Annotated in this window: 21 protein-coding genes; 11 read left to right on the top strand and 10 right to left on the bottom strand. The window is 46.7% G+C overall.

Features of this window, described 5'->3' with window-relative positions; translation table 11 throughout:
* Positions 1-104: 104 nt before the first annotated feature.
* Both G9F75_RS05815 and G9F75_RS05810 read right to left on the bottom strand, forming a co-directional pair.
* Complete coding sequence (locus tag G9F75_RS05815; RefSeq protein WP_014417300.1) at positions 105-1,349, bottom strand: beta-ketoacyl synthase N-terminal-like domain-containing protein; 1,245 nt, start codon at positions 1,347-1,349, stop codon at positions 105-107.
* A gap of 32 nt (positions 1,350-1,381) precedes the next feature.
* A complete protein-coding gene (locus G9F75_RS05810; protein ID WP_167408969.1) occupies positions 1,382-2,566 on the bottom strand; it encodes a pyridoxal phosphate-dependent aminotransferase in 1,185 nt (394 codons plus the stop codon).
* Between the two features lie 179 nt (positions 2,567-2,745).
* Here G9F75_RS05810 and cueR point away from each other — a divergent pair, with 179 nt between their 5' ends.
* Positions 2,746-3,171 (top strand): Cu(I)-responsive transcriptional regulator, encoded by a 426-nt coding sequence (cueR, locus tag G9F75_RS05805; RefSeq protein WP_007409263.1) that lies wholly within the window; start codon positions 2,746-2,748, stop codon positions 3,169-3,171.
* A gap of 61 nt (positions 3,172-3,232) precedes the next feature.
* Entirely contained in the window at positions 3,233-4,567 is a 1,335-nt protein-coding gene (locus G9F75_RS05800; protein ID WP_007409264.1) for a hemolysin family protein, read from the top strand.
* 45 nt (positions 4,568-4,612) lie between these two features.
* Here the strand turns inward: G9F75_RS05800 and G9F75_RS05795 are convergent, their stop codons facing one another.
* Positions 4,613-5,212, bottom strand: coding sequence for a lysophospholipid acyltransferase family protein (locus tag G9F75_RS05795; protein ID WP_007610331.1), 600 nt, complete (start codon positions 5,210-5,212; stop codon positions 4,613-4,615).
* A 242-nt stretch (positions 5,213-5,454) separates the two neighbouring features.
* On the opposite strand from G9F75_RS05795, the gene sigM reads away from it, so the two are divergent.
* The 3 genes from sigM to G9F75_RS05780 are packed head-to-tail and all read left to right on the top strand — an operon-like array spanning position 5,455 to position 7,290.
* A complete protein-coding gene (gene sigM, locus G9F75_RS05790; RefSeq protein WP_003155312.1) occupies positions 5,455-5,946 on the top strand; it encodes an RNA polymerase sigma factor SigM in 492 nt (163 codons plus the stop codon).
* Positions 5,936-7,012, top strand: coding sequence for an anti-sigma factor (locus G9F75_RS05785; protein ID WP_087920756.1), 1,077 nt, complete (start codon positions 5,936-5,938; stop codon positions 7,010-7,012). The genes sigM and G9F75_RS05785 overlap by 11 nt, the downstream gene beginning before the upstream one ends.
* Entirely contained in the window at positions 7,000-7,290 is a 291-nt protein-coding gene (locus G9F75_RS05780; RefSeq protein WP_003155315.1) for an anti-sigma-M factor, read from the top strand. Before G9F75_RS05785 ends, G9F75_RS05780 begins: the two co-directional genes overlap by 13 nt.
* Positions 7,291-7,325: 35 nt before the next feature.
* Here the strand turns inward: G9F75_RS05780 and G9F75_RS05775 are convergent, their stop codons facing one another.
* The 4 genes from G9F75_RS05775 to G9F75_RS05760 form a co-directional block, all read right to left on the bottom strand.
* Entirely contained in the window at positions 7,326-8,681 is a 1,356-nt protein-coding gene (locus tag G9F75_RS05775; RefSeq protein ID WP_014417298.1) for a sodium-dependent transporter, read from the bottom strand.
* Between the two features lie 114 nt (positions 8,682-8,795).
* Positions 8,796-10,199: a branched-chain amino acid transporter BcaP gene (gene bcaP, locus G9F75_RS05770; protein ID WP_014417297.1), complete on the bottom strand. Its 1,404-nt coding sequence runs from the start codon at positions 10,197-10,199 to the stop codon at positions 8,796-8,798.
* A 334-nt stretch (positions 10,200-10,533) separates the two neighbouring features.
* The gene (locus G9F75_RS05765; RefSeq protein ID WP_021494913.1) at positions 10,534-11,403 is read right to left on the bottom strand and encodes an SDR family oxidoreductase; all 870 of its coding nucleotides are present in this window, start codon (positions 11,401-11,403) and stop codon (positions 10,534-10,536) included.
* A 79-nt stretch (positions 11,404-11,482) separates the two neighbouring features.
* Positions 11,483-12,586 (bottom strand): citrate synthase/methylcitrate synthase, encoded by a 1,104-nt coding sequence (locus G9F75_RS05760; protein WP_042893802.1) that lies wholly within the window; start codon positions 12,584-12,586, stop codon positions 11,483-11,485.
* Positions 12,587-12,695: 109 nt separating this feature from the next.
* Here G9F75_RS05760 and G9F75_RS05755 point away from each other — a divergent pair, with 109 nt between their 5' ends.
* Entirely contained in the window at positions 12,696-13,574 is an 879-nt protein-coding gene (locus G9F75_RS05755; protein ID WP_025649531.1) for a transcriptional regulator CitR, read from the top strand.
* A gap of 64 nt (positions 13,575-13,638) precedes the next feature.
* Here G9F75_RS05755 and G9F75_RS05750 read toward each other — a convergent pair whose 3' ends face one another.
* A complete protein-coding gene (locus tag G9F75_RS05750; RefSeq protein WP_014417294.1) occupies positions 13,639-14,463 on the bottom strand; it encodes a C40 family peptidase in 825 nt (274 codons plus the stop codon).
* A 458-nt stretch (positions 14,464-14,921) separates the two neighbouring features.
* Here G9F75_RS05750 and G9F75_RS05745 point away from each other — a divergent pair, with 458 nt between their 5' ends.
* Positions 14,922-16,301 (top strand): alkaline phosphatase PhoA, encoded by a 1,380-nt coding sequence (locus G9F75_RS05745; RefSeq protein ID WP_167408968.1) that lies wholly within the window; start codon positions 14,922-14,924, stop codon positions 16,299-16,301.
* A gap of 37 nt (positions 16,302-16,338) precedes the next feature.
* Here the strand turns inward: G9F75_RS05745 and G9F75_RS05740 are convergent, their stop codons facing one another.
* Positions 16,339-17,745, bottom strand: coding sequence for a SpoVR family protein (locus tag G9F75_RS05740; RefSeq protein ID WP_159353954.1), 1,407 nt, complete (start codon positions 17,743-17,745; stop codon positions 16,339-16,341).
* A gap of 169 nt (positions 17,746-17,914) precedes the next feature.
* On the opposite strand from G9F75_RS05740, the gene G9F75_RS05735 reads away from it, so the two are divergent.
* The 3 genes from G9F75_RS05735 (at position 17,915) to lytF (ending at position 21,628) form a co-directional block, all read left to right on the top strand.
* Positions 17,915-19,429, top strand: coding sequence for a mechanosensitive ion channel (locus tag G9F75_RS05735; protein WP_021494910.1), 1,515 nt, complete (start codon positions 17,915-17,917; stop codon positions 19,427-19,429).
* A 131-nt stretch (positions 19,430-19,560) separates the two neighbouring features.
* Positions 19,561-19,995 carry a nitric oxide-sensing transcriptional repressor NsrR gene (nsrR, locus tag G9F75_RS05730; protein ID WP_007610306.1) on the top strand — a complete coding sequence of 145 codons (435 nt, stop codon included), beginning with the start codon at positions 19,561-19,563 and terminating at the stop codon, positions 19,993-19,995.
* Positions 19,996-20,173: 178 nt separating this feature from the next.
* A complete protein-coding gene (lytF, locus tag G9F75_RS05725; protein ID WP_167408967.1) occupies positions 20,174-21,628 on the top strand; it encodes a peptidoglycan endopeptidase LytF in 1,455 nt (484 codons plus the stop codon).
* Positions 21,629-21,672: 44 nt separating this feature from the next.
* On the opposite strand, the gene G9F75_RS05720 is transcribed toward lytF, so the two are convergent.
* Positions 21,673-21,996: a DUF3889 domain-containing protein gene (locus G9F75_RS05720; protein WP_003155332.1), complete on the bottom strand. Its 324-nt coding sequence runs from the start codon at positions 21,994-21,996 to the stop codon at positions 21,673-21,675.
* A gap of 191 nt (positions 21,997-22,187) precedes the next feature.
* Here G9F75_RS05720 and G9F75_RS05715 point away from each other — a divergent pair, with 191 nt between their 5' ends.
* On the top strand, positions 22,188-22,430 hold the full coding sequence (locus tag G9F75_RS05715; protein WP_003155335.1) for a YhdB family protein: 243 nt from the start codon (positions 22,188-22,190) through the stop codon (positions 22,428-22,430).
* Positions 22,431-22,437 lie beyond the last annotated feature (7 nt).

The following is a 22,437-nucleotide window of genomic DNA, read 5'->3' as shown; positions in this document are numbered from 1 at the left end:
GCATGATTGTCATTTGTATAGTTTATTGTATCACAACTCCATTCTTTCATCATTTTCAGATTTTTTTATCATATAAAAAACAGCCTTCAAAAAGAAGGCTGCCGTTATCTGCTTCGGAAATGATTTTCTAAACAAAGCGCCGTATTAATCCCCCCGAATCCCATGCTTAAGCTTAACGCATGGTGTACGGTATGGATGCTCGGCCCGTCGGTCACCCACTGAAAAGAATCGTCAATCGGCTCCGTTAAGTTTCGGATCGGATGAAGCTTGTTTTCCCGCATTTGCAAGAGAGCAGCAATGATTTCCACCGTTCCGGCCGCACTCAGACCGTGTCCGGTAATCGATTTTGTCGCATTAATCCGCGCGTGCGACAGGCCGCTTTCAGAAAGCGCCCGGCATTCAGTCTTATCACCGATCGGCGAACCGGTGCCGTGCGGGTTGATGTAATCGATCTCTTTTGCTGAAAGACCGGCCCGCTCCAGCGCCTGGCGGATCACCGTCATTTCGCCCTCTGCTGAAGGATTCGGGTTGCGGTTTGCATCGGAAGCCATCCCCCAGCCCTTTAAGCCGGCCCACGAACGCGCGCCCCTCTGTTCGGCAGATTCAGCGCGTTCCAGCACAATCGCCCCGCACGCCTCTCCGAATATAAACCCGTCCGTATGCCGGTCAAACGGGCGGCAGGCGGCTTCAGGCCGTTCAGCGTATGTATCAGTGCCCATCGCTCCCAAAGAACGGAGAGCATGACACTCCATGTACGACAGATCGGCCAGCGCCCCGATCACGATACATCGGTCAAACAGGCCTCCTTTGATTCCTTGAGCAGCCTGGATAACCGCCGCCTGGCCGCTTGCCGACGCGCCGCCGACCGTAAAGGCCGGCCCTTTTATCCCGAATTGCTCCGTACAAAGCCCCGACAAATCACTATCCATAAAAGAAAGCCCGTATGTCGGATTTACAAATTGCGGCGTTTCACCGTTTTTCTCAAAGACCTGCAGCAATTCGCGCTGCGTCATATTCGAGCCGCCGATGATCAGACCGGTGCGGCTGTGGTCAGCGCCGTCTAATTGAGCGTCATGCCACGCTTCATATAAAGCGATAAGCGCCGTCTTTCCTGATAATGCGGCCCTTCGGTACAAGCGCTTGGACAGCGCGTCCGGCGGCGTTAATTCGCTAAGCTCCGCGCCGATAAACGAACTGCCTTTCTGCCGGCCGGGCCGTTTCATCACATCAAAGGCGTGCCGCCCCTCCATGAGCGCATCGAGAAACGCCTCCTTGCCTTGTCCGACCGCGGTTAAGACTCCGATTCCTGTAATGCTGATGTCTGACGTGCCATTATTTCTCCTCGACATTTGTCCGTTCTCCCATCTTTATGTATTGGAAGCTATGAAGAAAAATCTTGATACAGTGCTTTGAAAATATCGCGCGACTGTCTGATCTGTTCTGAAGGCACGCTGAAAGATAATCGGAAATAGCCGCTTTTTCCAAATCCGCTGCCGGGTACGATCAATAGTTTGTATTTCTGTGCGGCATGCATGCAGAACGCCACCTCGTCTTCAATCGGTGATTTCGGAAAGACGAAAAAGCCTCCTTTCGGCATTTCAAATTCGAAGCCGGCTTCTGTGAGGATGTCCACCATAAGGTCTCTCCGCTTTCTGTAAGGTTCAGCGTCAATCGAAAGATCATCCATTTTCGCCACGGCGCGCTGCATCATGACCGGAGCGTTCACAAAGCCGAGCGTCCGGTTGCAGAAAACGAACGCATCCGTCAGAAGATCGCCCTCAGGCATTTGGGCGTCTGCCGCGATATACCCGAGCCTTTCCCCCGCAATGCCGAGATCTTTACTGAACGAACTGACTAAAATCACGCGGTGATACGCCTGAAACGGATTCGCCTGCTCTTCTCCGTAGATCAGCTGGCTGTACGGTTCATCAAATAAAATAAATATGCTTTGGCCGTTCCGCTCTTCGGTTTCTTTTAATAAGGCGCCTAATTCGTTAAGGTTTTTCTGGCTGAGCACAGTCCCCGTCGGATTATGCGGCGTATTAACGATCAGTCCTTTCGTACGGGGGGTGATCGCACCTTTAACCGCTTCAATATCAATCTCAAATGAGTCAGTCAGCGGGCAGATGACGGGTCTGCCGCGGTAATTTTCAACATACGCTTTATATTCTGCAAAATAAGGCGAAAGAAGGATGACTTCTTCCTCCGGGTTTAAAATGCTCTTCAGCGCGACATTCAGCGCCCCGCCGGCTCCGACCGTCATGACTGTATGCCTGGCGGAAATTTCTGTCTGAAACCGCTCTGATAAAAAGTGCGCAACCTTTTCTCTCGCCTCCGGAAGCCCTTGGTTTTGTATGTATCCGTGCCGTCCTGTTTCAGCCGCTTCGCAAAGCGCCTTCTTAAATGTTTCAGGCGGCTCCGCAACCGGATTTCCTATCGAAAAGTCAAACACCTTATCGGCGCCGAACTCTTTTTTCAGCCGCGCGCCTTCATCAAACAGTTTGCGTATCCATGAACCTTTCTCCAGATTCTTTGTCACTTCCCTTGATAAACCGGCCACTGTCATCTGTCCCTTCTGTCTTTTTCTTCCGTTTCTATTTACAATGATTATGAAAGATTTACCTGGCGCAGTCAACGCTTTTTCAGACAGCCCGCCGCGCCGTTTCAGGAGAAAGACGGAAAACAATAAACTTGTGCAAACTCCCCTTCATATATTAAACTATTCTCATAACTATAACGTGATGGTTGGGGAGGGATTTAGATGGGGCTGAGACTTATCGCATCAGTGAATTAGCAGAGCTTGCCGGTGTAACGAAACGCACGGTGGATTACTACACAAACCTCGGGCTTTTAAAGCCTGACAGGTCTTGTTCGAACTATCGTTACTACGATACACTTGCACTTAATCGGTTAAAGTTTATAGTCGCTTGTAAAAAGCAGCGATTGGCCCTGTCTGATATAAAAGATCGACTGGAGAACCAGTTTCCCTCTTCAGCCCTGCCTGACGATATTGGAAATCTGGCATCGGAAATTGATCACATGAATCAAAACATCTCCGTGATCTTGAATCGGTTTGAAAAGCTTGAACCAGAGGAGCGCGCCCAGCTGAAAAAAAGGCTGGCTCCAGAAAAGCTTGCAGTGCTTCAATCATTTATGCTGCTGTTAAGTTAAACCATTATCTTACTAACAGGAGGTGTTACCTTCATCTTCCCAAAAGGAGTGAAGGTTCTAATTGGACATTGTGAATTTGATTTTAGTCGCGGTTTTAATCGCGCTGACGGCATTTTTCGTAGCATCTGAGTTTGCGATAATCAGAATCAGAGGCTCACGGGTTGACCAGCTTATAGCAGAAGGAAATAAAGCCGCAATCGGTGTCAAAAAAGTGACCACGCATTTAGATGAGTATTTATCGGCGTGCCAGCTCGGCATAACATTGACTTCCATCGGTCTTGGTGTCTTAGGCGAATCAACGATTGAACGCTTGCTTCATCCGCTTTTCACAAAGATAAACGTACCAAGCTCATTATCGCATATTATTTCATTTATTCTCGCCTATGCGATCATTACATTCTTACACGTGGTCGTGGGAGAATTGGCGCCGAAAACAGTCGCCATCCAGAAAGCGGAAGCCGTTTCAATGCTGTTTTCGAAACCGCTCATTTGGTTTTACCGCATCATGTTCCCGTTTATCTGGCTTCTGAACAACTCCGCCCGTCTTTTAACGAAGGCGTTCGGTCTGGAGACGGTGTCTGAAAATGAGCTTGCCCACTCTGAAGAAGAGCTGCGCATTATTTTATCGGAAAGCTATAAAAGCGGTGAAATCAACCAGTCTGAATTTAAATATGTGAACAAAATCTTTGAATTTGACGACAGACTTGCAAAAGAAATCATGATTCCGCGTACGGAAATCGTCAGTCTGCCGCATGATATCAAAATCTCTGAAATGATGGACATCATTCAGATTGAAAAATATACCCGGTACCCTGTCGAAGAGGGTGACAAAGATAATATTATCGGCGTTATTAACATTAAAGAAGTGCTGACCGCCTGCATAAGCGGCGAAGTATCAGTCGACTCGCCGATTACCGATTTTGTCAATCCGATCATCCATGTGATTGAGTCGGCACCGATTCACGATCTGCTTGTAAAAATGCAGAAGGAACGGGTTCATATGGCGATTCTGTCGGATGAATACGGCGGAACCGCGGGGCTTGTCACCGTTGAAGACATTATTGAAGAAATCGTCGGGGAAATCCGTGATGAATTTGATATTGATGAAATCAACGAAATCCGTAAACTCGGCGACGGCCATTACATGCTTGACGGCAAGGTCCTGATTGATCAAGTGAACGAACTCCTCGGCATCCATTTGGAAAATGACGAGGTCGACACCATCGGCGGCTGGTTCCTTACCCAGAAATACGACGTCGAACAATACGACTCGATTATCGAAGAAGGCTGCGAATTTATCATTAATGAAATTGACGGCCACCACGTCGCATATATCGAAGTGAAAAAACTGGCGTTTGATGAACTGCTGGAAACCGCCGAACAAAAAGAAGCATAACAAAAAAGCTTGCGCGTCTGATACAGACGGCAAGCTTTTTTTCATTTACAATTGTTCAAGTTTTTTCTCAAGCTCTTTAATTCTGGCATTCAGCTCTTCTGTCATGGCCGCCAGCCTCTCCTTCGGCGCAAGATCGGAAAAGTCCTCCAAAAAAATCGGCTCGCCTATGATAAGCCGCATTTTTCCCTTTTTAAACAGCGCTTTTCCCGTAGACGGCCCTTTATATGCGGCCGGAACGAGCGGCGCTTTCCCCATTTGGGCGATGGTCACGGCCCCTCTTTTCAGCGGGACGTCTTCAGAAGTTCTCGTACCGCTCGGAAAAATCCCGACAATCTTTCCTTCCTTCAGAAGCTTAATCGGCGTTTTAATGCTGCTCGGACCCGGATTTTCACGGTCAACCGGGAACGCGTGAATCTTCTTCAAAAAACTTCCGATCCACTTTTTCTGAAACAGCTCTTTTTTCGCCATATAATGAATCTGATGGGGCAATATCCCGACACCGAGCGTGAGGACGTCCACCCAGCCCGCATGCGTGCACGCGATAACAAATCCTTTATCAGACGGAAGATTCTCTTTATTGTACACTTTCACTCCTCCGCGCAGAGATAGAATGCATTTGATGGCATTTGCACAAAACTTATACATAACGCACTTCCTTTGTTGTAATGATCAAAAGTGTTCTCTCTCTCTCTATTATAACAATATTTTTTATTACCTGGTACTAATAATTATATTTTTCCTCCGCCGATCTCTATCTTTTATGACGGATTTTGGGTACTATAGAGAAATGGTGTTTGATGAGGTGAAAATGAATTTAAGCCGTTTGCATGGAACGTGCAACTTTAAACCTTTCTTATGCGTGTATAACATAGAGGGGAGAAAAGGCAGTGACGATCGATGAAATTTACCAAATGTATATGAATGATGTTTACCGGTTCCTGCTCTCCATGACAAAAGACAAGCATCTCGCTGAAGATTTGCTGCAGGAAACCTTTATGAGGGCATACATACACATTCACTCCTACGACCACAGCAAAGTAAAGCCATGGCTTTTTCAAGTGGCGAGAAATGCGTTTATAGATTATGTCAGAAAACATAAAAAGGAAGTGACCATTTCCGATGACTTAATTGGGAGCCTTTTTCAGACGGCTGTTCAAAGCCCGGCTCATCAGATTGAAATCAAGGAAGTGCTGACAGGGTATATGTCCGAACTTCCCGACAATTATCGGGAGGCCTTAACACTGTATTATTTAAAAGAACTGAATTACAAAGAAGCATCCCATATTATGAATATTTCAGAGGCTAATTTTAAAAGTGTTTTATTTCGTGCCAGACAGCGGCTGAAAGCACTTTATAATAGAGGTGTTAATGATGAATGAAGAATTTAAAAAGCGTTTTTACCAATACAAAAATGGAGAAATGAGCGACCGGGAAATGGCCGCCTTTGAAGAAGAGCTGGAAAAGCTGGAAGTCTATCAGGAATTGATTGAAAGCGAAATGCAGGACGATCGGGAATGGGACGTCGGCATCAGCCCGGAAAAACAGAAGGCCATTTTATCATACGGAAAACGCAAATCGTATTTGCGGATTTCAGTTCTCGCCGTCATCTCCACTTTGATGATTTTGCCGCTTTGCACTTTGGGAAGCTACCTCTATTACGGTCTGGGAGGAAAGGAAAGCACCGGCAATCAATTAATGGAGACCGCGGCAGTGACGGTGGCGACCACAATGCCGAACGTCCTCGTCGATACCTCCGGACTGAAAAGCCAGGTGAAGCTGTTTGGAATGAATACGGAATTTCCGCTGCAAAAGCAGATCGGCACAAAAACGAAATCCGTCGGCGGAGAACGGATTGAAATGTTTTTAGATACGGTCAAATCGCCTGCCGTTAACTACTATGATCTAGACGCGGCACAGGCAAAGCATTATTTCGCCCATCCTTCCGGCTTAAAGGAACGCACGATTGAAAAAGCCGGTCAGACATTAAAAAAATTGCCTGAAGGAAGCGTGGCGGAGGTCTATCTTTCTTATGACCGGGCCTACCCTTCTTCTCAAGTATATTCAACTTTTAAAAAATACGATGTGAAGTTTTTATGGAATGCGGTCGAAACGGAGAAAAATCTGAAAGACAGTCCTTATGCCGAGCCGTTAGGATTTCCCGGGAAAGATTCTAAGATGGTGTCCTCTTTCGAAACGCAAGGACAGACAGACCGTGAACAATTTATCAATGCCCTTGAATTTATGTCCCGCCATAAAAAATGGGCGCATGCAATATCGAAACGAAAAGACATGAATCTTGGCAGCCGAATCGACTATGTTGAACATCACGGAATGAACGTATACGGCTCTGTCGTGACGGGGCCGACAAAAGAAATCGAACGTCTGCTGAAAAACAAAACAGTAAAAGCAGCAAACATCGGTGAGGTGGAATTATGGAATTGGTAAGAATTTTTAAAGAGCATAATGTTTTCGGCTGGATATCAGTCGGTACCGCGATTTTGTCGCTGCTGCTTTTGAACGTGGCAATCATCAGCAATGTGACTTTCTATTCTTATCAGATGCTGCCGTTTGCGATGGCCGCCGTGCCGTTCGGCATCATTGAGCTGTTTATTAAAAAAGGACGGACGGGCCCGGGACTGCTCGGTGTCATTCTCAATCTGTTCGTCATTGTCTGTGTATATACGATCGTTGCGGTTGATACGAATCTGCAATTCGGTTTTTAAACATAAAAACAGGCCCTTTTACGGGGCCTGTTTTTTTAAAATGAAAGAACGCCGATTAAATGCAGCAATACGACGATGATAGCCAGCGGCACGAGATATTTCAAAAGGAAATACCACACCTGAAAGAAACGATAGCCGATGGCTGAACCGCTTTTCATCTCGGCAAACAGCTCCTGCTTCGGTATTTTCAGCGGGACGAAGATTGATATTAATAAAGCGCCGAGCGGAATCAGCACATTGCTGACGGTGAAATCCGCAAGATCAAAAAACGTTTTTCCGAACAAATGAACATCACCGAGAACACCGTATGATAAACAGGACGGAATTCCGACTAAGAAAATGAGCAGACCGCTTGTCCACGACAGCTTCTTTCTTTTCGTTTCATCACCTTTCCCCACAGTCGCCACGATAATTTCCACCATTGAAAAGGCCGAAGTCAGTGCGGCGAAGAAAAAGACCGCCAGAAAGCTGATAAAAAACAGCGAGCCGAACGGCAGCCGGTCAAACACAGCCGGCAGCACGGTAAACAGCAGTGTAGGCCCTTCATCCGGTTTAAAGCCGAATGAAAAAACCGCCGGGAAAATGGCCAGTCCCGCAAACAGCGTAACGAGCACATTCATCATAACAATGGAACCCGCCGAACCCGGAAGATTTTGGGTTTTCGGCAGATACGAACTGTATGTCACCATGACCGAAACACCGAGCGTTAATGTAAAAAACGCCTGTCCTAAAGCATATAGGATGGATTCCGGCGTCAAATCTTCAAAGTGCGGAACCAATAAAAATTTAATCCCCTCAACGGCATGATCGAGCGTGACTGATCGCAGCACTAGCAATAGAAACAGCACGAATAAAATCGGCATCAGCACCGCACTGACACGTTCAATCCCTTTCTGCACGCCTTTTGCCACGACCGCTACCGTCATGATCATAAATACAAGCTGCGCAACGAGAGTCTGGATCGGATTTTCAATGACCGTTCCGAACACCGTGCCGTACTGCTCCTGAGTGAGCCCGGATAAAGAACCCGTAACGGCTTTTAACACATAAAGCAAAATCCATCCGCCGACAACACTGTAAAAAGACAAAACTAAAAAACAGGCCGCCACACCCACATAACCCGTAAGGTGCCATACCGACTTCGGCGCGGCTTGTTTGTAGGCATCAATCGCATTTGTCTGGCTCCGTCTTCCGAAAATAAATTCACCGAGCAAAAGCGGATAGCCTAAAAGCACGGTAAAGAGGACGAATACAAGAAAAAAAGCGCCTCCTCCGTTCGTACCCGCTACGTAAGGGAACTTCCAAATGGCTCCCAGGCCGATCGCCGAACCGGCAGCGGCCATAATAAATCCTATTTTTGAGGCCCATTGAACCCTTTTTTGGTCAGACACGACTTTCCACTTCCCTTCCGCCCTATATTATCCCTTATTCACTGCGATAACTTAAGCCCATTTCAATATGTTTCATTATTCCGAAAAATAAAAAGGAGCGGCGGGTGCCGCTCCTTACAAATCCCCGTTTAATTTCGAATGCTTTCTCGAATATAAGAAATAAATCACCAGACCGATGATCAGCCAGATAAAGAAACGGAATATGGTGGTGGCGCCGAGGTTAATAATCAAAAACACGCAGAACAGAATGGACAATATCGGAATAAAGGGAACCCCCGGACATTTAAAAGCCCTCGGCAGATCAGGCTGTTTCTTTCTCAATACGATAACCGCCACTGAAATCAGGACAAACGCGGCAAGCGTGCCGATGTTCACCAGCTTCGCCAGTTCATCAAGCGGGACGAGCGAACCGAGTAATGCTGACAGGATGCCGAACACCCATGTCACCACGTGCGGCGTTTTATGTTTCGGATGGACTTTTGAAAGCGCCCCCGGCACCAAACCGTCACGGGACATGGCAAACATCACCCTCGTCTGGCCGTACAGCATGACGAGCATCACCGTTGTCATTCCCAACACTGCGCCGATATCAATAATCCCGGCCACCCAATTCTGACCGGCCATCTGCAGGACGAGAGACACGGGATGGTCAACGCCTTCAAAGCGGGCAAACGGAACGACGCCCGTCATAATCGCCGATACGGTCACATACAGCACGGTGCAGACGATTAATGAAAAGATAATTCCTTTCGGCAGATCCTTCGCCGGATTTTTCGTTTCTTCAGCGGCGGAAGAGACGGCGTCAAAACCGATAAAAGAGAAGAAAACGAGCGCCGCGGCACTGAAAACACCGCCGAACCCCATCGGTATAAACGGCTGCCAGTTGTGAGGTTTGACATATACGGCCGCAACGGCGATAAACAATAGAACAACCAGAACCTTCAAAATGACCATAATATTATTGACCCGCTTCGATTCCCTAATGCCTAAGTAGAGGAGGAATGTAATCGCAAGCACGATAACAAATGCGGGGAGATTAAAGAATGTGACCGTGCCTTTTATTGACCCCGGCGCGGCCGTTAATGCGGTCGGAAGATGAATGCCGAAGCCCGCCAAGAATGATTGAAAATAGCCGGACCATCCGACCGAAACCGCGCTGACGGCGAGCATATATTCCAAGATTAAATCCCATCCGATAATAAACGCGAGAAGTTCACCCAGTGTCGCATAAGTAAACGTGTAGACGGAACCGGAAACCGGGACGCTTGAAGCAAATTCGGCATATGACAGAGCCGCAAATAAACACGCAAGAGCGGCGATGACAAATGAAACGGTCAGCCCCGGCCCCGCCGTGACAGCGCCTGTTCCGGTTAATACAAAAATCCCCGTTCCGATGATGGCCCCTATCCCCAGAAGGGTCAAATCAAAGGCCCCTAACTCTCTTTTCAGCGACTTTTCCCCGCCCGTTGCGGCAAGCAGGTCCTGAATGCTTTTCTTTCTGAATACGCTCCCCTTCATCTGCTTCACTCCTTGTAAACCAATATATGTTAGAATATTCAGATAACAATAGCGATAATGACTAAATTCTTATTTTTCGCATGAAATGTTTCAGCACATCATTCCTTTCTCCTACATCATATTATAGCGAAAAATATAAAAATGAAAATAACTTTTTTGAAAATTCTATATATTATTTTTAGTTTTCATGAAACAGAACTCAGCGGATTTTCCACTGTGAAATATTAACATTAGTGATTCAGCTTGCGACTTTTATTTTTTTTAAAATCGTATTCATATGTACGTTCAAATAAAAATCCCGCCCTTTTTAAAAGCGCGGGATAAGACTTGCGTATTATGTTGAAATAAATCTGCCGCCATTTACGTGAATGGTTTGCCCCGTTATATAGGAAGATTCGTCTGAAGCCAGAAGCACGTAAGCTCCGGCGTGTTCCGCAGGCTGTCCCGGTCTTCCCATCGGAGTGTCCAAACCGTGCTTTTCCACCTTTTCTTCAGTAAACGTTGCCGGAATCAGGGCGGTCCAGATCGGGCCAGGGGCCACCGCATTTACTCTGATCCCCTGATCGGCCAATGACATCGCCATTGAACGAGTAAAGGAAACGATACCGCCTTTCGTGCACGAATAGTCGATCAATGATGTGTCTCCCTGATAAGCGGTAATCGACGTTGTATTAATGATGGCGCTCCCTCTTTTGAGATGAGGCAGCACGGCTTTTGTCATATGAAACATGGAAAACATGTTTGTACGGAATGTCTTCTCCAGCTGTTCAGCCGTAATATCAAGAATCCCGTTTTGCGGATGCTGCTCAGCCGCATTATTAACGAGAATATCTATTTTTCCGTAGTGATCTAAGACTTGCCGGACCGCCTTCTGACAATGCGCCTCATCACCGACGTCCCCCGGAATTAACAGGCATTCGGCCTGGTATTCTTCCGCACGCTTTTTCGTTCTCTCGGCATCGGCATGTTCGTCTAGGTACAGGATGGCAAGATCCGCCCCTTCCTTCGCGTAAGCGATCGCAGCCGCTGCGCCGATGCCGCTGTCTCCGCCCGTGATGACGGCGACTTTTCCTTTTAATCTGCCCGACCCTTTTACATCCGGGTCCTCCAAGAGCGGCTTCGGCTCCATGTCTGACTCAATGCCGGGCTGGCGGTTTTGCACCTGCGGCTTTTGTCCTTCCGTCTGTCTGTCCATCGGATTCATATTCTCACACTCCTGCAATTGGTATTACTGAGACGATACCACGCAGTGTGGGGAGTTAAACGGACAAATATGCCGGTGATTAAAGCTGCTGAGCCGTTTCGGGAAAAGCGCCGGTGTATTTGGCAGACGGCCTGTAAATCATGTTGTCAGCGGACTGTTCAAGCACGTGTGCGCACCAGCCTGCCATTCTGCTTGCTGAAAAGGTCGGCGTAAATAAATCATTGTCGACATCAATGGCCTGCATCACAGCCGCTGCGTAAAACTCCACATTCGTATACAGCTTCCGTCCGGGCTTATATTGCTCTAACAGGCGGATGGCTTCCTTCTCCACATAAAGCGCCAAGTCAAGCGACGGATCATTTCCCGCCACTTCTTCAGCCTTTATGCGCAGCGCTTCCGCCCGCGGGTCTTTTGTTTTGTACACCCTGTGCCCGAAGCCCATCAGGCGTTCTCCCCTCATAAGCTTCGCTGTCAAAAACGCTTCTGCATTTTCTTTTTCTCCGATGTCTTCAAGCATTTTCGTGACGCCTGAAGGCGCGCCTCCGTGCAGCGGTCCTTTCATCGTACCCAGTGCGGCAGTGACGGCAGACACTAAGTCCGATTCAGTCGAAACGGTGACTCTCGCTGAAAAAGTCGATGCATTCATGCCGTGCTCCATCGCCAGAATCATATACGTCTCAAGCGCTTTCTTTTGGGCTGCGGACGGCTGCCTGCCTGTCAGCATATACAAATAGTTTTCAACGTGTCCGTATCGCGCCTCAGGTGACAACGCTTCCTTCCCTTGTTTACGGCGGTATCTGTACGCAATAATCGTCGGTGTGACGGCAATCAGTTTAATCGCTTCTTCCGGCTTGGGCGGATATGTAAATGAATCTGTGCCCAAACCTGAAACAGCCGTTCTCAGCACCGCCATGTCGTCCATTTCATCCGGAAGCGTTTCCAGTAAGCCGATCAAATGTTTCGGAAGCCCGCGCTCGGCTGCAAGTTCTTCCTGAAACGCAAGCAATTGCCGCTCATCAGGAAGCGCCCCGTTCAAAATGAGATACGCCGCTTCTTCAAAACTGGATTGCAGCGCGATATCCTTCGCATCATAGCCGCGATATATTAAATGCCCCTTTTCTCCGTCAATGTGGCTGATCGCCGTTTCTGCACAAGTAATCCCTTTCAATCCACGATAAATCAATTTCATTCCCCCTTATCCTCTTTCTGTTATTATAGTAAATATAATATTTAAAAAATAATGAATATTTTTAAGGGAATTAATTAAAACTTTTAATCAGAGGAGTGCATCTATGGATTTTAAATGGCTTCACACCTTCGTCACCGCGGCAAAATATGAGAATTTCAGAAAAACGGCGGAAACGCTTTTTTTATCTCAGCCGACCGTCACCGTTCATATAAAATTATTAGAGAAAGAAATCAGCTGCAAGCTGTTTCAGCGAAGCGGCCGGAAAATACAATTGACGGAAGAAGGAAAAGCATACGTGCCGTTTGCCATGAGGCTTTTGGAAGACTATGAAAACAGCATGGCGGAGCTGCACAGGGTGCGCCAGGGCTACTCGCACACGCTGACACTCGCTGTTTCGCCGCTTATCGCCGACACCGTTCTCCCGTCTGTCATGAAGCGTTATACAGAGGACAATAAAGAAACCGAAATGACGGTCACCATTTTCGAATCGGAAGAAATCGCCTCTCAAATCAGAAACGGCTCAGCCGATATCGGACTGAGCTGCTTAAAGGTGCAATCATCTTCCCTCACTTGCCGCCCCCTGTACAATGACCCCGTTGTCCTCGTCGCGCCGCCCGGCCGAAAACCCGGGACAGGGAAGGCGGATGAAGTGAAAGACCTGTTCGGACAATATCTGCTTTTGACCCATAACCACCCTGACTATTGGGATGATTTGCTCCGCCAGGTCAGAATACAGTTCCCTTTCGTCAGGACAATGAAGGTGACACAGACGCATATTACGAAACGATTTATTAAAGAGGGGCTGGGTGTCTCATTTCTGCCGCTGTCAGCGGTACGGGCCGAACTCGCCGCAGGCAGCATGATTGAAATTCCGTGCGAATTCGCCCAGATGCCGAGCGCGGGCGCGTACGCCATCGCCCTCTATGAAAATGAAAAAAAGAAAACCTTTTTAGATTTTTTATCACATTTTCATTTTAGGTGAAACAAATGGAGCTCTGTCCCGTCTAAATAAAAAACCCGTTCTGATGAACGGGTTTCTATCGCTGCTAGAATCTTTTCGCGCCAAGGTAGCGAGGTTTCCAGTAGCTGTTATTCAGATCACTTGTTGTGACGCCGTCAGAACCGGCATGGATGAACTTGTTGTTTCCGATGTACACACCCATGTGTGAAGGGCCGGCCTGATATGTTGTAAAGAAGACGAAGTCTCCTCTTGACGGGCTGGACACGCTCTTCATTGAGCTCCAGTATCCCGCAGTGCTTGTTCTGCCGACACTCGTCTGTTTGTTTAACAGGTACCAGATAAATCCGCTGCAGTCAAAGCCGGAAGTCGTTGTTCCGCCCCATACATACGGCGTGCCGATTAAAGATTGCGCATCAGAAATCAGCTTGTTTACATTCAGGCTCGTCTGTGCAGCATTATGGCTGGATGAAGGCTGCTTTGATGACGAAGATCCTGAAGACGTTGAACCGGAAGTTGATCCCTTTACTTTAAGAACTTGTCCGATGCGGATCAGGTCCGTTTTTAAACCGTTTAAACTTTTTAATTGGTTTACCGTCATTTTATATTTATTCGCAATTTTCCAAAGGCTGTCGCCTTTTACGACTTTATATGTAGACGATGATGACTTGCTGCCCGAATTTGAACCTGAAGATGATTTACCGTTGATCGAAAGCGTCTGGCCGATGTAAATGATATCCGATTTTAATTTGTTCTCAGATTTAATGGAATTAATTGACGTTCCGTACCGATTTGAAAGTCCCCATAATGTATCGCCTTTTTTTACCTTAATCGTTTGCGCAGATGCCGCGCCCGCAAACAAAGTCGTCCCCAAAACCACTGCCGTTGTTGCTGTAACAAGTTGCTTTTTCATGTTTTCCTCCCCGAATGATTCTATCTATTTTATGTGTCTCTTTTTTTAAGTTTTTATCTGTTTCCTATTATAAGGTTCAATTTCCACTAGAAATAGACTTGACTTCCCGTGACAAATTTCTTACTAATTCGTTTTTAAAAAAAGTTTTTAAGGGTATTAAATATTTCAATTTGATTTCAAACGTGACGAAAAATGAGTCAATTTGTCATGTTTTTTTCCTGTGATCCTCGTATTTTGGAAAAACAAAGCAGTTTATTTTCCAAATAACCCCTTGTTAAAAAAATCCTCGTCTTTTTCAAAAAAGTGAATGGTTTTCACTCTTTCTTGAAAACATAAGTTACACCGGAATTTACATTTCTAACAATGTTTCACCTGAAATTTACAGGAGGAACAGGCGCTCTTTACAAACATCCCCTACCATTAGACATGCAGACAAGATTAAAGGAGGACGAGTGAGAATGAGTCTATTTAAACAGGTTCGATCAAAACTTCTGCCGGCGGCAGCCGTATCCGTGCTGACAGCCGGTCTGATTGCGGGCGCGGGGCTTCAGCACTCCGAACAGGCTGCGGCAAAAAAACAGCCTGACAAAAACGAAATCAGAAACGTCATCTTCATGGTCGGCGACGGAATGGGCGCTCCCTATATGAACGCCTACCGTTCGGTCATTAACAAAGGAAAACCTTCGGATGGCATGAAACTGACGGCATTCGACCCCAATCTCACCGGTATGATGATGACTTACCCTGACGATCCTGATTCCAATATTACCGATTCCGCGGCGGCAGGCACGGCAATGGCCACAGGCGTGAAAACGTATAACGCGGCGATCGGAGTCGATAAAAAAGGAAAGCGGGTAAAATCCGTCCTCGAAGAAGCGAAACAAAGAGGCAAATCCACCGGACTTGTCGCAACTTCGGAGATTGCCCACGCCACTCCTGCGGCATTCGGAGCCCATAACAAATCCAGAAAAAATATGGATGACATCGCAAGCAGCTACTTTGATGACCGCATCAACGGAAAACAGAAAGTCGATGTGCTCCTCGGAGGCGGCAAATCAAACTTTATCCGTAAAGACCGCAATGTAACAAAGGATTTCAAAAAAGCGGGATACAGCTACGTTACATCAAAACAGGAGCTCAAAAAGGATCGTAACAAGAAGATTCTCGGCCTGTTTGCCGATGGAGGACTCGACAAAGCAATCGACCGCTCAAACGCCGTCCCTTCATTAGAAGACATGACAACGGCAGCGATCGACAGGCTGAACAAGAATAAAAAAGGGTTTTTCTTAATGGTCGAAGGCAGCCAAATTGACTGGGCGGGACATGACAATGATATAGTCGGCGCAATGAGCGAAATGAAGGATTTTGAAAAAGCGTATAAAGCAGCGATCGCATTTGCCAAAAAGGACAAACATACGCTTGTCGTTGCCACGGCCGATCATACCACCGGCGGATTGACGATCGGCGCGAATGACGATAAAAACTGGCATGTTGAACCGGTTCTTGCCGCCAAAAAAACCCCGGCATTTATGGCTGACCAAATCAAAGCGGGCAAACCCGTATCTTCCGTGCTTGCGCGTTATACAGACCTGAAATGGTCAAAAGCTGAAATCAAACAGATCGAAACGGCCGCAAAACAGGATGCTGACAAGAGCGTCTACAAAGCGATCATTAAGCTCTTTAATGCGAAAACCAACAGCGGCTGGACAACCGGCGATCATACGGGCGAAGAAGTTCCCGTTTATGCATACGGTCCGGGAAGAGAGTCATTTACGGGGCTTTTAAACAACACGGACCAGGCCAAAAAGATCTTTCACATCCTGAAACACGGAAAATAAAAAAGGATGCGGGGGTTTCCCCGCATCCTTTCTTCTTTTACAGATATCTCCGGTGCACTCCTTTGCCGTCATACGAAAACATCACTTCTCTGTCTTCAAGAACAGATTCGATGTGCACGCTCCTGCCCCACAGCTGGTACAGATACGGCAGCACTTTCTCCAAATATTTCAGATCAAGCTCAATTCCCTCATACCAATGTTTAATATAAAGCTCATTATTCTTCAGGTAATCCCCGTCATTGACGGTCAGATAAGGAAATCCCCCGTTGACCCGCATGTTCACGAGCTGGTCGCGCACGGCCTTCCATTCTTTGTCGATCACTTTATAGTCCCTGCCCTGCTTTTGGAATAAATACAAATCCTCACGCATCACGAGATCTTTCGTCAAATAATTGCGGATAAATGATATATCCGATTCAATTTCCCTGACCTCAAACATTTTCTCGCGGCCGGAACCGGGCTTTACTCCTGTTTTTTTCATTTCATCTGTCGGGTTGTCATAACGCTCTTCGATGTCTTCAAAAATTTTTAGCCCTAAATAATACGGGTTGATTCCCGTTTTTGACGGCTGAACGACGCCTGCGTTCAGCTTCGCAAATTCGATGGCTTCATCTGAAGTCAGGTCAAGCTCGCGGATAATCCGCTGATGCCAATAAGATGCCCAGCCTTCGTTCATGATTTTCGTTTCCAGCTGCGGCCAGAAATACAGCATTTCTTCTCTCATCATGGTTAAAATGTCACGCTGCCACGGTTCAAGCTCCCGCGAATGTTCTTCGATAAACAGCAGAATATCTTTTTCCGGCCGGGGCGGAAACGGTTTTTTCCCTTTTTTCTTTTTCACCTGCTTCGGCTTATCCATTCCCCATAAATCATCGTAAGGCGATGGCGCGGTTTCTTCTTCGTCCTCCTCTTCGTCATCGACGCTCCACAGCAGCTTCGGCCTGACGAGCGACGGATCGATATGCTCCTGAATCGCCAGAATGGCATCTAAAAAGGACTCCACCTCTTTTATCCCGTGCATTCTTTCATAATGCTTAATCCGCTCCGCCGCAGCCGCCATACTCTCAACCATGTCCCGATTCGTATTTTGAAAGCGGCAGTTATTTTTGAAAAAATCACAATGGGCAAGAACATGGGCTACAATTAATTTATTTTGGATCAGCGAATTGCTGTCCAGCAAAAAAGCGTAGCAAGGGTTGGAATTAATGACAAGTTCATAAATTTTGCTCAAACCGAGATCATAATGGAGTTTCATCTTGTGAAATTGTTTGCCGAAACTCCAGTGGCTGAATCTCGTCGGCATGCCGTACGCTCCGAATGTATAAATAATTTCAGCCGGGCAAATTTCATATCTCATCGGGTAGAAATCAAGGCCGAAACCCTTGGCAATGTCGGTTATTTCCTCAATTGCCCGCTGTAAACCTTTTGTCTCCTCCGCGTTCAACCGAATCCCCCCTACTTGGACTTATTTATAATGTATGACCCCTCCTCTCAAAAGATGAAATAACAGACCGGTTTCCGGCTGAAAACTTTCGGCACATCCGCCCCGTTTGCTTTATATGTAAGTGGGTAAAACACACACCATACCCCAAAAAGAAAAGGAGCGATTCTACTTGAATACAGCAGACATGCTTACGACGTATCTCAGCAAACTCCCGAATCTGATCATTGCACTGCTCGTCCTGCTTATCGGCTGGGGCATTGCCAAAATCATTGAAAAAGCCGTATACAAAGGCCTGCAAAAAACAAAAATCGACGACAGGCTGTTCGCCGAAAAAAAGCCGGCGCGCTATTCCTCAGAAAAAGTCATCAGTAAAGTCATTTATTTTATCGCATTAATCATCGTTTTTATTCTATTCTTTAACATTCTGCATCTGACAACCGTGGCTTCGCCTTTTGTCAGCATGCTGTCAGCGATAACGGCGGCTGTGCCGAGCATTTTAAAAGCCGGCCTGATTCTGCTGTTGGGCTGGGCGGCCGCTTCGCTTTTCAGCTATCTCGTCAAAAAAGCGGGCATGAAACTTGCTGAAAACGGCCGGCTCAGAAAATGGACAATGGTTTCTGAAGAAGCGGAGATGAGCAGATCCGTTACGGCCGCTTCACGAATCGTTTTTTACTTCGTCTTGCTCTTGTTCCTGCCCGGCGTCTTGGCCGCTCTCCAAATCAGCGGAGTATCAGGGCCGTTTACAAATATGATCCAAAGCGTTTTGTCCTTTATACCGAAATTATTCGCCGCGGCGCTGATTGTTTTAATCGGCTGGCTTGTTGCCCGTCTCGTCCGTGATATCGTCACAAACTTTCTGGCGAGTATCGGCACGGAAAGGCTTGCCGCACGTATGGGGCTTTCTATTTATCTGAAGGATACAAGCCTGTCGGCAATCATCGGAACGATTGTCTACGTGCTGATTTTCATTCCGGTGATCATCTCTGCGCTTGACCGGCTTGATGTGGCGGGTATTTCTGAACCGGCGTCAGCCATGCTGCACACGGTCTTCACAATGCTCCCTAATATCATCATCGGTATTGTGCTGATCATCGCCGGCATCTGGATCGGAAAATGGGTCAACAGCATTGTATCCGGGCTCTTGCACCGGGGCGGTTTCGACTCTCTTCTCGGTAAAATGGGCTTTGAACAGGCGGGTACCCCGAAGCTGACGCTTTCTCAGACGGTCGGCATGATTGTTCAGATCATCATCGTCCTGCTCTTTACGGCAGAGGCGCTGCAGCTTGTCCATCTCGAATTTCTCGTTGTTATCGCAACCGGTATTATCGCTTACCTGCCTAATGTTCTGGCCGCTGTATTTATTCTCGGAATCGGGCTTTTAGCCGGACAGCTCGTCAGCAGGCTGCTTGCCGGCATGCTGAGCGGAAAGGAATTCAGATTCCTGGCGCCGCTTGCGAAATATACCATTATCACTCTTTCAATCTTTATGGCGCTGGATCAGCTCGGTGTCGCCGACACGATCGTAAATGCCGCGTTTATTCTGATTCTGGGCGGTTTCGCGCTTGCCTTCGGACTTTCATTCGGTCTTGGCGGAAAAGAATTCGCCTCCCGTTATCTCGCAAAATTGGATCGCAAAATTGAAAAACATCAATCGGCTGACGATCGTAAGCCGCCGATGTCTTAACGAAAAAAACGTGTGCTCAGAAGGAGCGCACGTTTTTTTTGAGTTAAAGGGGCAAATTCCTTTTTTTTCATTTTAGATTCATATATGATAGACTGTAACAGAAGCAAAATCTCTTTTTTCGAGGTCATTCTATGAAATTAACGAACTATACTGATTATTCTTTACGCGTTTTGATTTTTTTGGCTTCCAGACATTCCGACGAACTTTCCAACATAAAAGAAATCGCAGATACTTATTCCATCTCTAAAAACCACCTCATGAAAGTCATTTACCGCCTCGGACAGCTCGGATATGTCGAAACGATCCGGGGCCGGGGAGGCGGAATCCGATTAGGAATGACACCGGAAGACATAAACATTGGAGAAGTCGTTCGAAATACAGAAGACGACTTTAACATCGTAGAATGCTTTGACTCCAAAAAAAATCTCTGTATCATATCTCCCGCCTGCAACTTAAAGAACCTTCTGAATGAAGCCCTGCAAGCTTACCTGGCCGTTTTAGACAAATATACGTTAAGGGATCTGGTCAAAAACAAAGAGGAGATTATGAGACTGCTCAGAAGCTGAAGGAATGTCCGCATTCCTTCTTTTTTTATGCCGGCATAAGAAAAAAGGACTATTTCTATTAATATGATAAACGATTGCAGACAAGTGCCGATATAAAGATTATCATTACTGATATCCTCACCTTGCGGCTGCAACGAATGGGGATAGTAAAATCATCGCAGGAAAAGGGAGATTCATTATGAAAAAAAAGGTAGCGGTCGGTTTGACTGCATCTGCGATCGTCGGGTCTGCGTTAGCTGTAACACCGGCAGAAGCACAAACGATTAAGGTTAAAAGCGGAGATTCATTATGGAAGCTTGCCCAAAACTACAATACAAGCGTGGATGCCATTACATCAGCGAATCATCTAAAATCCAACGTTCTTTCTATCGGGCAGACGCTCAACATTCCTAACGGCAAATCAGATTCCGGCAGCAAAAAGCCATCTTCAAAGAACAGCGGCACGACTAAAAGCGTTTATACAGTGAAAAGCGGAGACTCGCTGTGGCTGATCGCATCTGATTTTAAAATGTCCGTACAGGAACTGAAAAAATTGAACGGTCTGACAAGCGACTTAATCCGCGCCGGACAGAAGCTGCAAGTGACGGGGAAAGTTTCCTCAAGCACCGATCAGAAAAAAACCGCTCCTGGCAGCAGCTCAAACAGCAGCAAAAATCAGTCATCATCTTCCGGGACGTATAAAGTAAAACTCGGCGATTCCCTATGGAAGATCGCAAACAGCGTCAATATGACCATTGCGGAACTCAAAGTATTAAACAACTTAAAAACGGATACGATCTACGTAAACCAAGTCCTGAAAACAAAAGGAACGTCTTCTTCGGGAAACACGCCGTCAAAAGACAATTCAAACCAAAATAAAAACCAGACGCAAACGTCCTCTTATACAGTAAAAAGCGGAGACTCACTCTGGAAAATCGCAAACGCATACAATATGACGGTTCAGCAAATCAGAAGCATCAACAAACTGACGTCAGACATGCTGCGGGTCGGACAAGTGCTTAAGCTGACCAAAACGTCATCTTCCGGCTCTTCGACTTCACCGTCAACTCCGAACCAGTCCGGAGATACAGGGAAAACCACTACATATACCGTGAAAAGCGGGGATTCTTTATGGGTGATCGCCCAAAAGTTCAATGTGACCGCCCAGCAGATCCGCGAGAAAAACAATCTGAAAACAGATGTTCTTCAAATCGGACAAAAGCTGACGATTACCGGGCAGCAGACAAACACAACACCGAATCAGTCCGGCAACACAGGCGGCACAGGTTCAACAAGCGCGAAGATTAATGTAATGATCGATGCCGCAAAAGCTCAGCTGGGCGTACCGTATGTATGGGGCGGGACAACGCCGAGAGGCTTTGACTGCAGCGGTTTCATTTATTACGTTCTCAATAAGGTCACTTCTGTATCCAGACTTTCAGCCGCAGGCTACTGGAATACGATGACATCAGTCAGCCAGCCGGCGGTCGGTGACTTTGTCTTTTTCTCAACTTATAAAGCCGGACCTTCCCACGTCGGTATTTATCTCGGGAACGGCCAGTTTATTAATGCCAACGATTCGGGTGTCGTTATTTCCAGCATGAACAATTCCTATTGGAAACAGCGCTACCTCGGCGCAAAACGTTTCTTCTGATATCTGACAAGCTGTACGGCCTCAATTAGGCTGTGCAGCTTTTTTTACAGTCTGAAAATATTAATGCTGATCACGTGTTTTGTTACGGGATGGAAATACACTTCAGCACGGGATGAAAACGTTTCTTTTGCTGTTTGCACCGTTACGCGAAACACATCTTTCGTCTGTTCCCGGTTCACTTTTGTACGGCCCATGTACGAATAATCGGTAAGCTCGGCCCCCTTGTATTCACGTTCAAGCTGGTTCCATGCGAGCTGCTCCCATTTTTCAACTGATGGATCGAGGTGTTCTGTATGCCCTTTTTCAGCGATCGAGGCAATGAGAATGCCGCAAAACAAGAGGGCAAGCGCAAATGGAAGGGATTTCATCTTTATGTTCTCCTGAGTCGTTTTTTGTCAATCTTAGCGTGTCCAAAGAAGAGACGGATATGCGGTTTTATTTTATGTCTCCCTCATATTGCTATGCCGCAGTGATAAGGACACCAACTTTTCCCCCGTTGCATCCGGGCTTCGACGGCATAAACTAACGGAGAACTTCTCATTGAAAGGAGAAGCGTTAGATGGATCATGCCGATTATGACAAAGCCTTGTATTACACACACCGATCTCAATGGGACAATTTGTTAATATTGATGGTTCGTACAAAAGATGATTTATTATCAAAGCGTATTGAGCACTTTCTGCACGCGTATCATTTCGAATATGATCATGCGGTGCTTGAAAAAGAGCTGTATTCTCTTCTCGGGTATATTGATCATGCGACAGAGCTCGCTTATGAAGATCAATTAGCCATGCTGACATAAAACAATC

Origin of the sequence: Bacillus sp. EKM208B (assembly GCF_011800725.1) — a bacterium.
GTDB classification, from domain to species: domain Bacteria; phylum Bacillota; class Bacilli; order Bacillales; family Bacillaceae; genus Bacillus; species Bacillus velezensis.
This window is presented reverse-complemented; position numbering and strand designations above follow the sequence as displayed.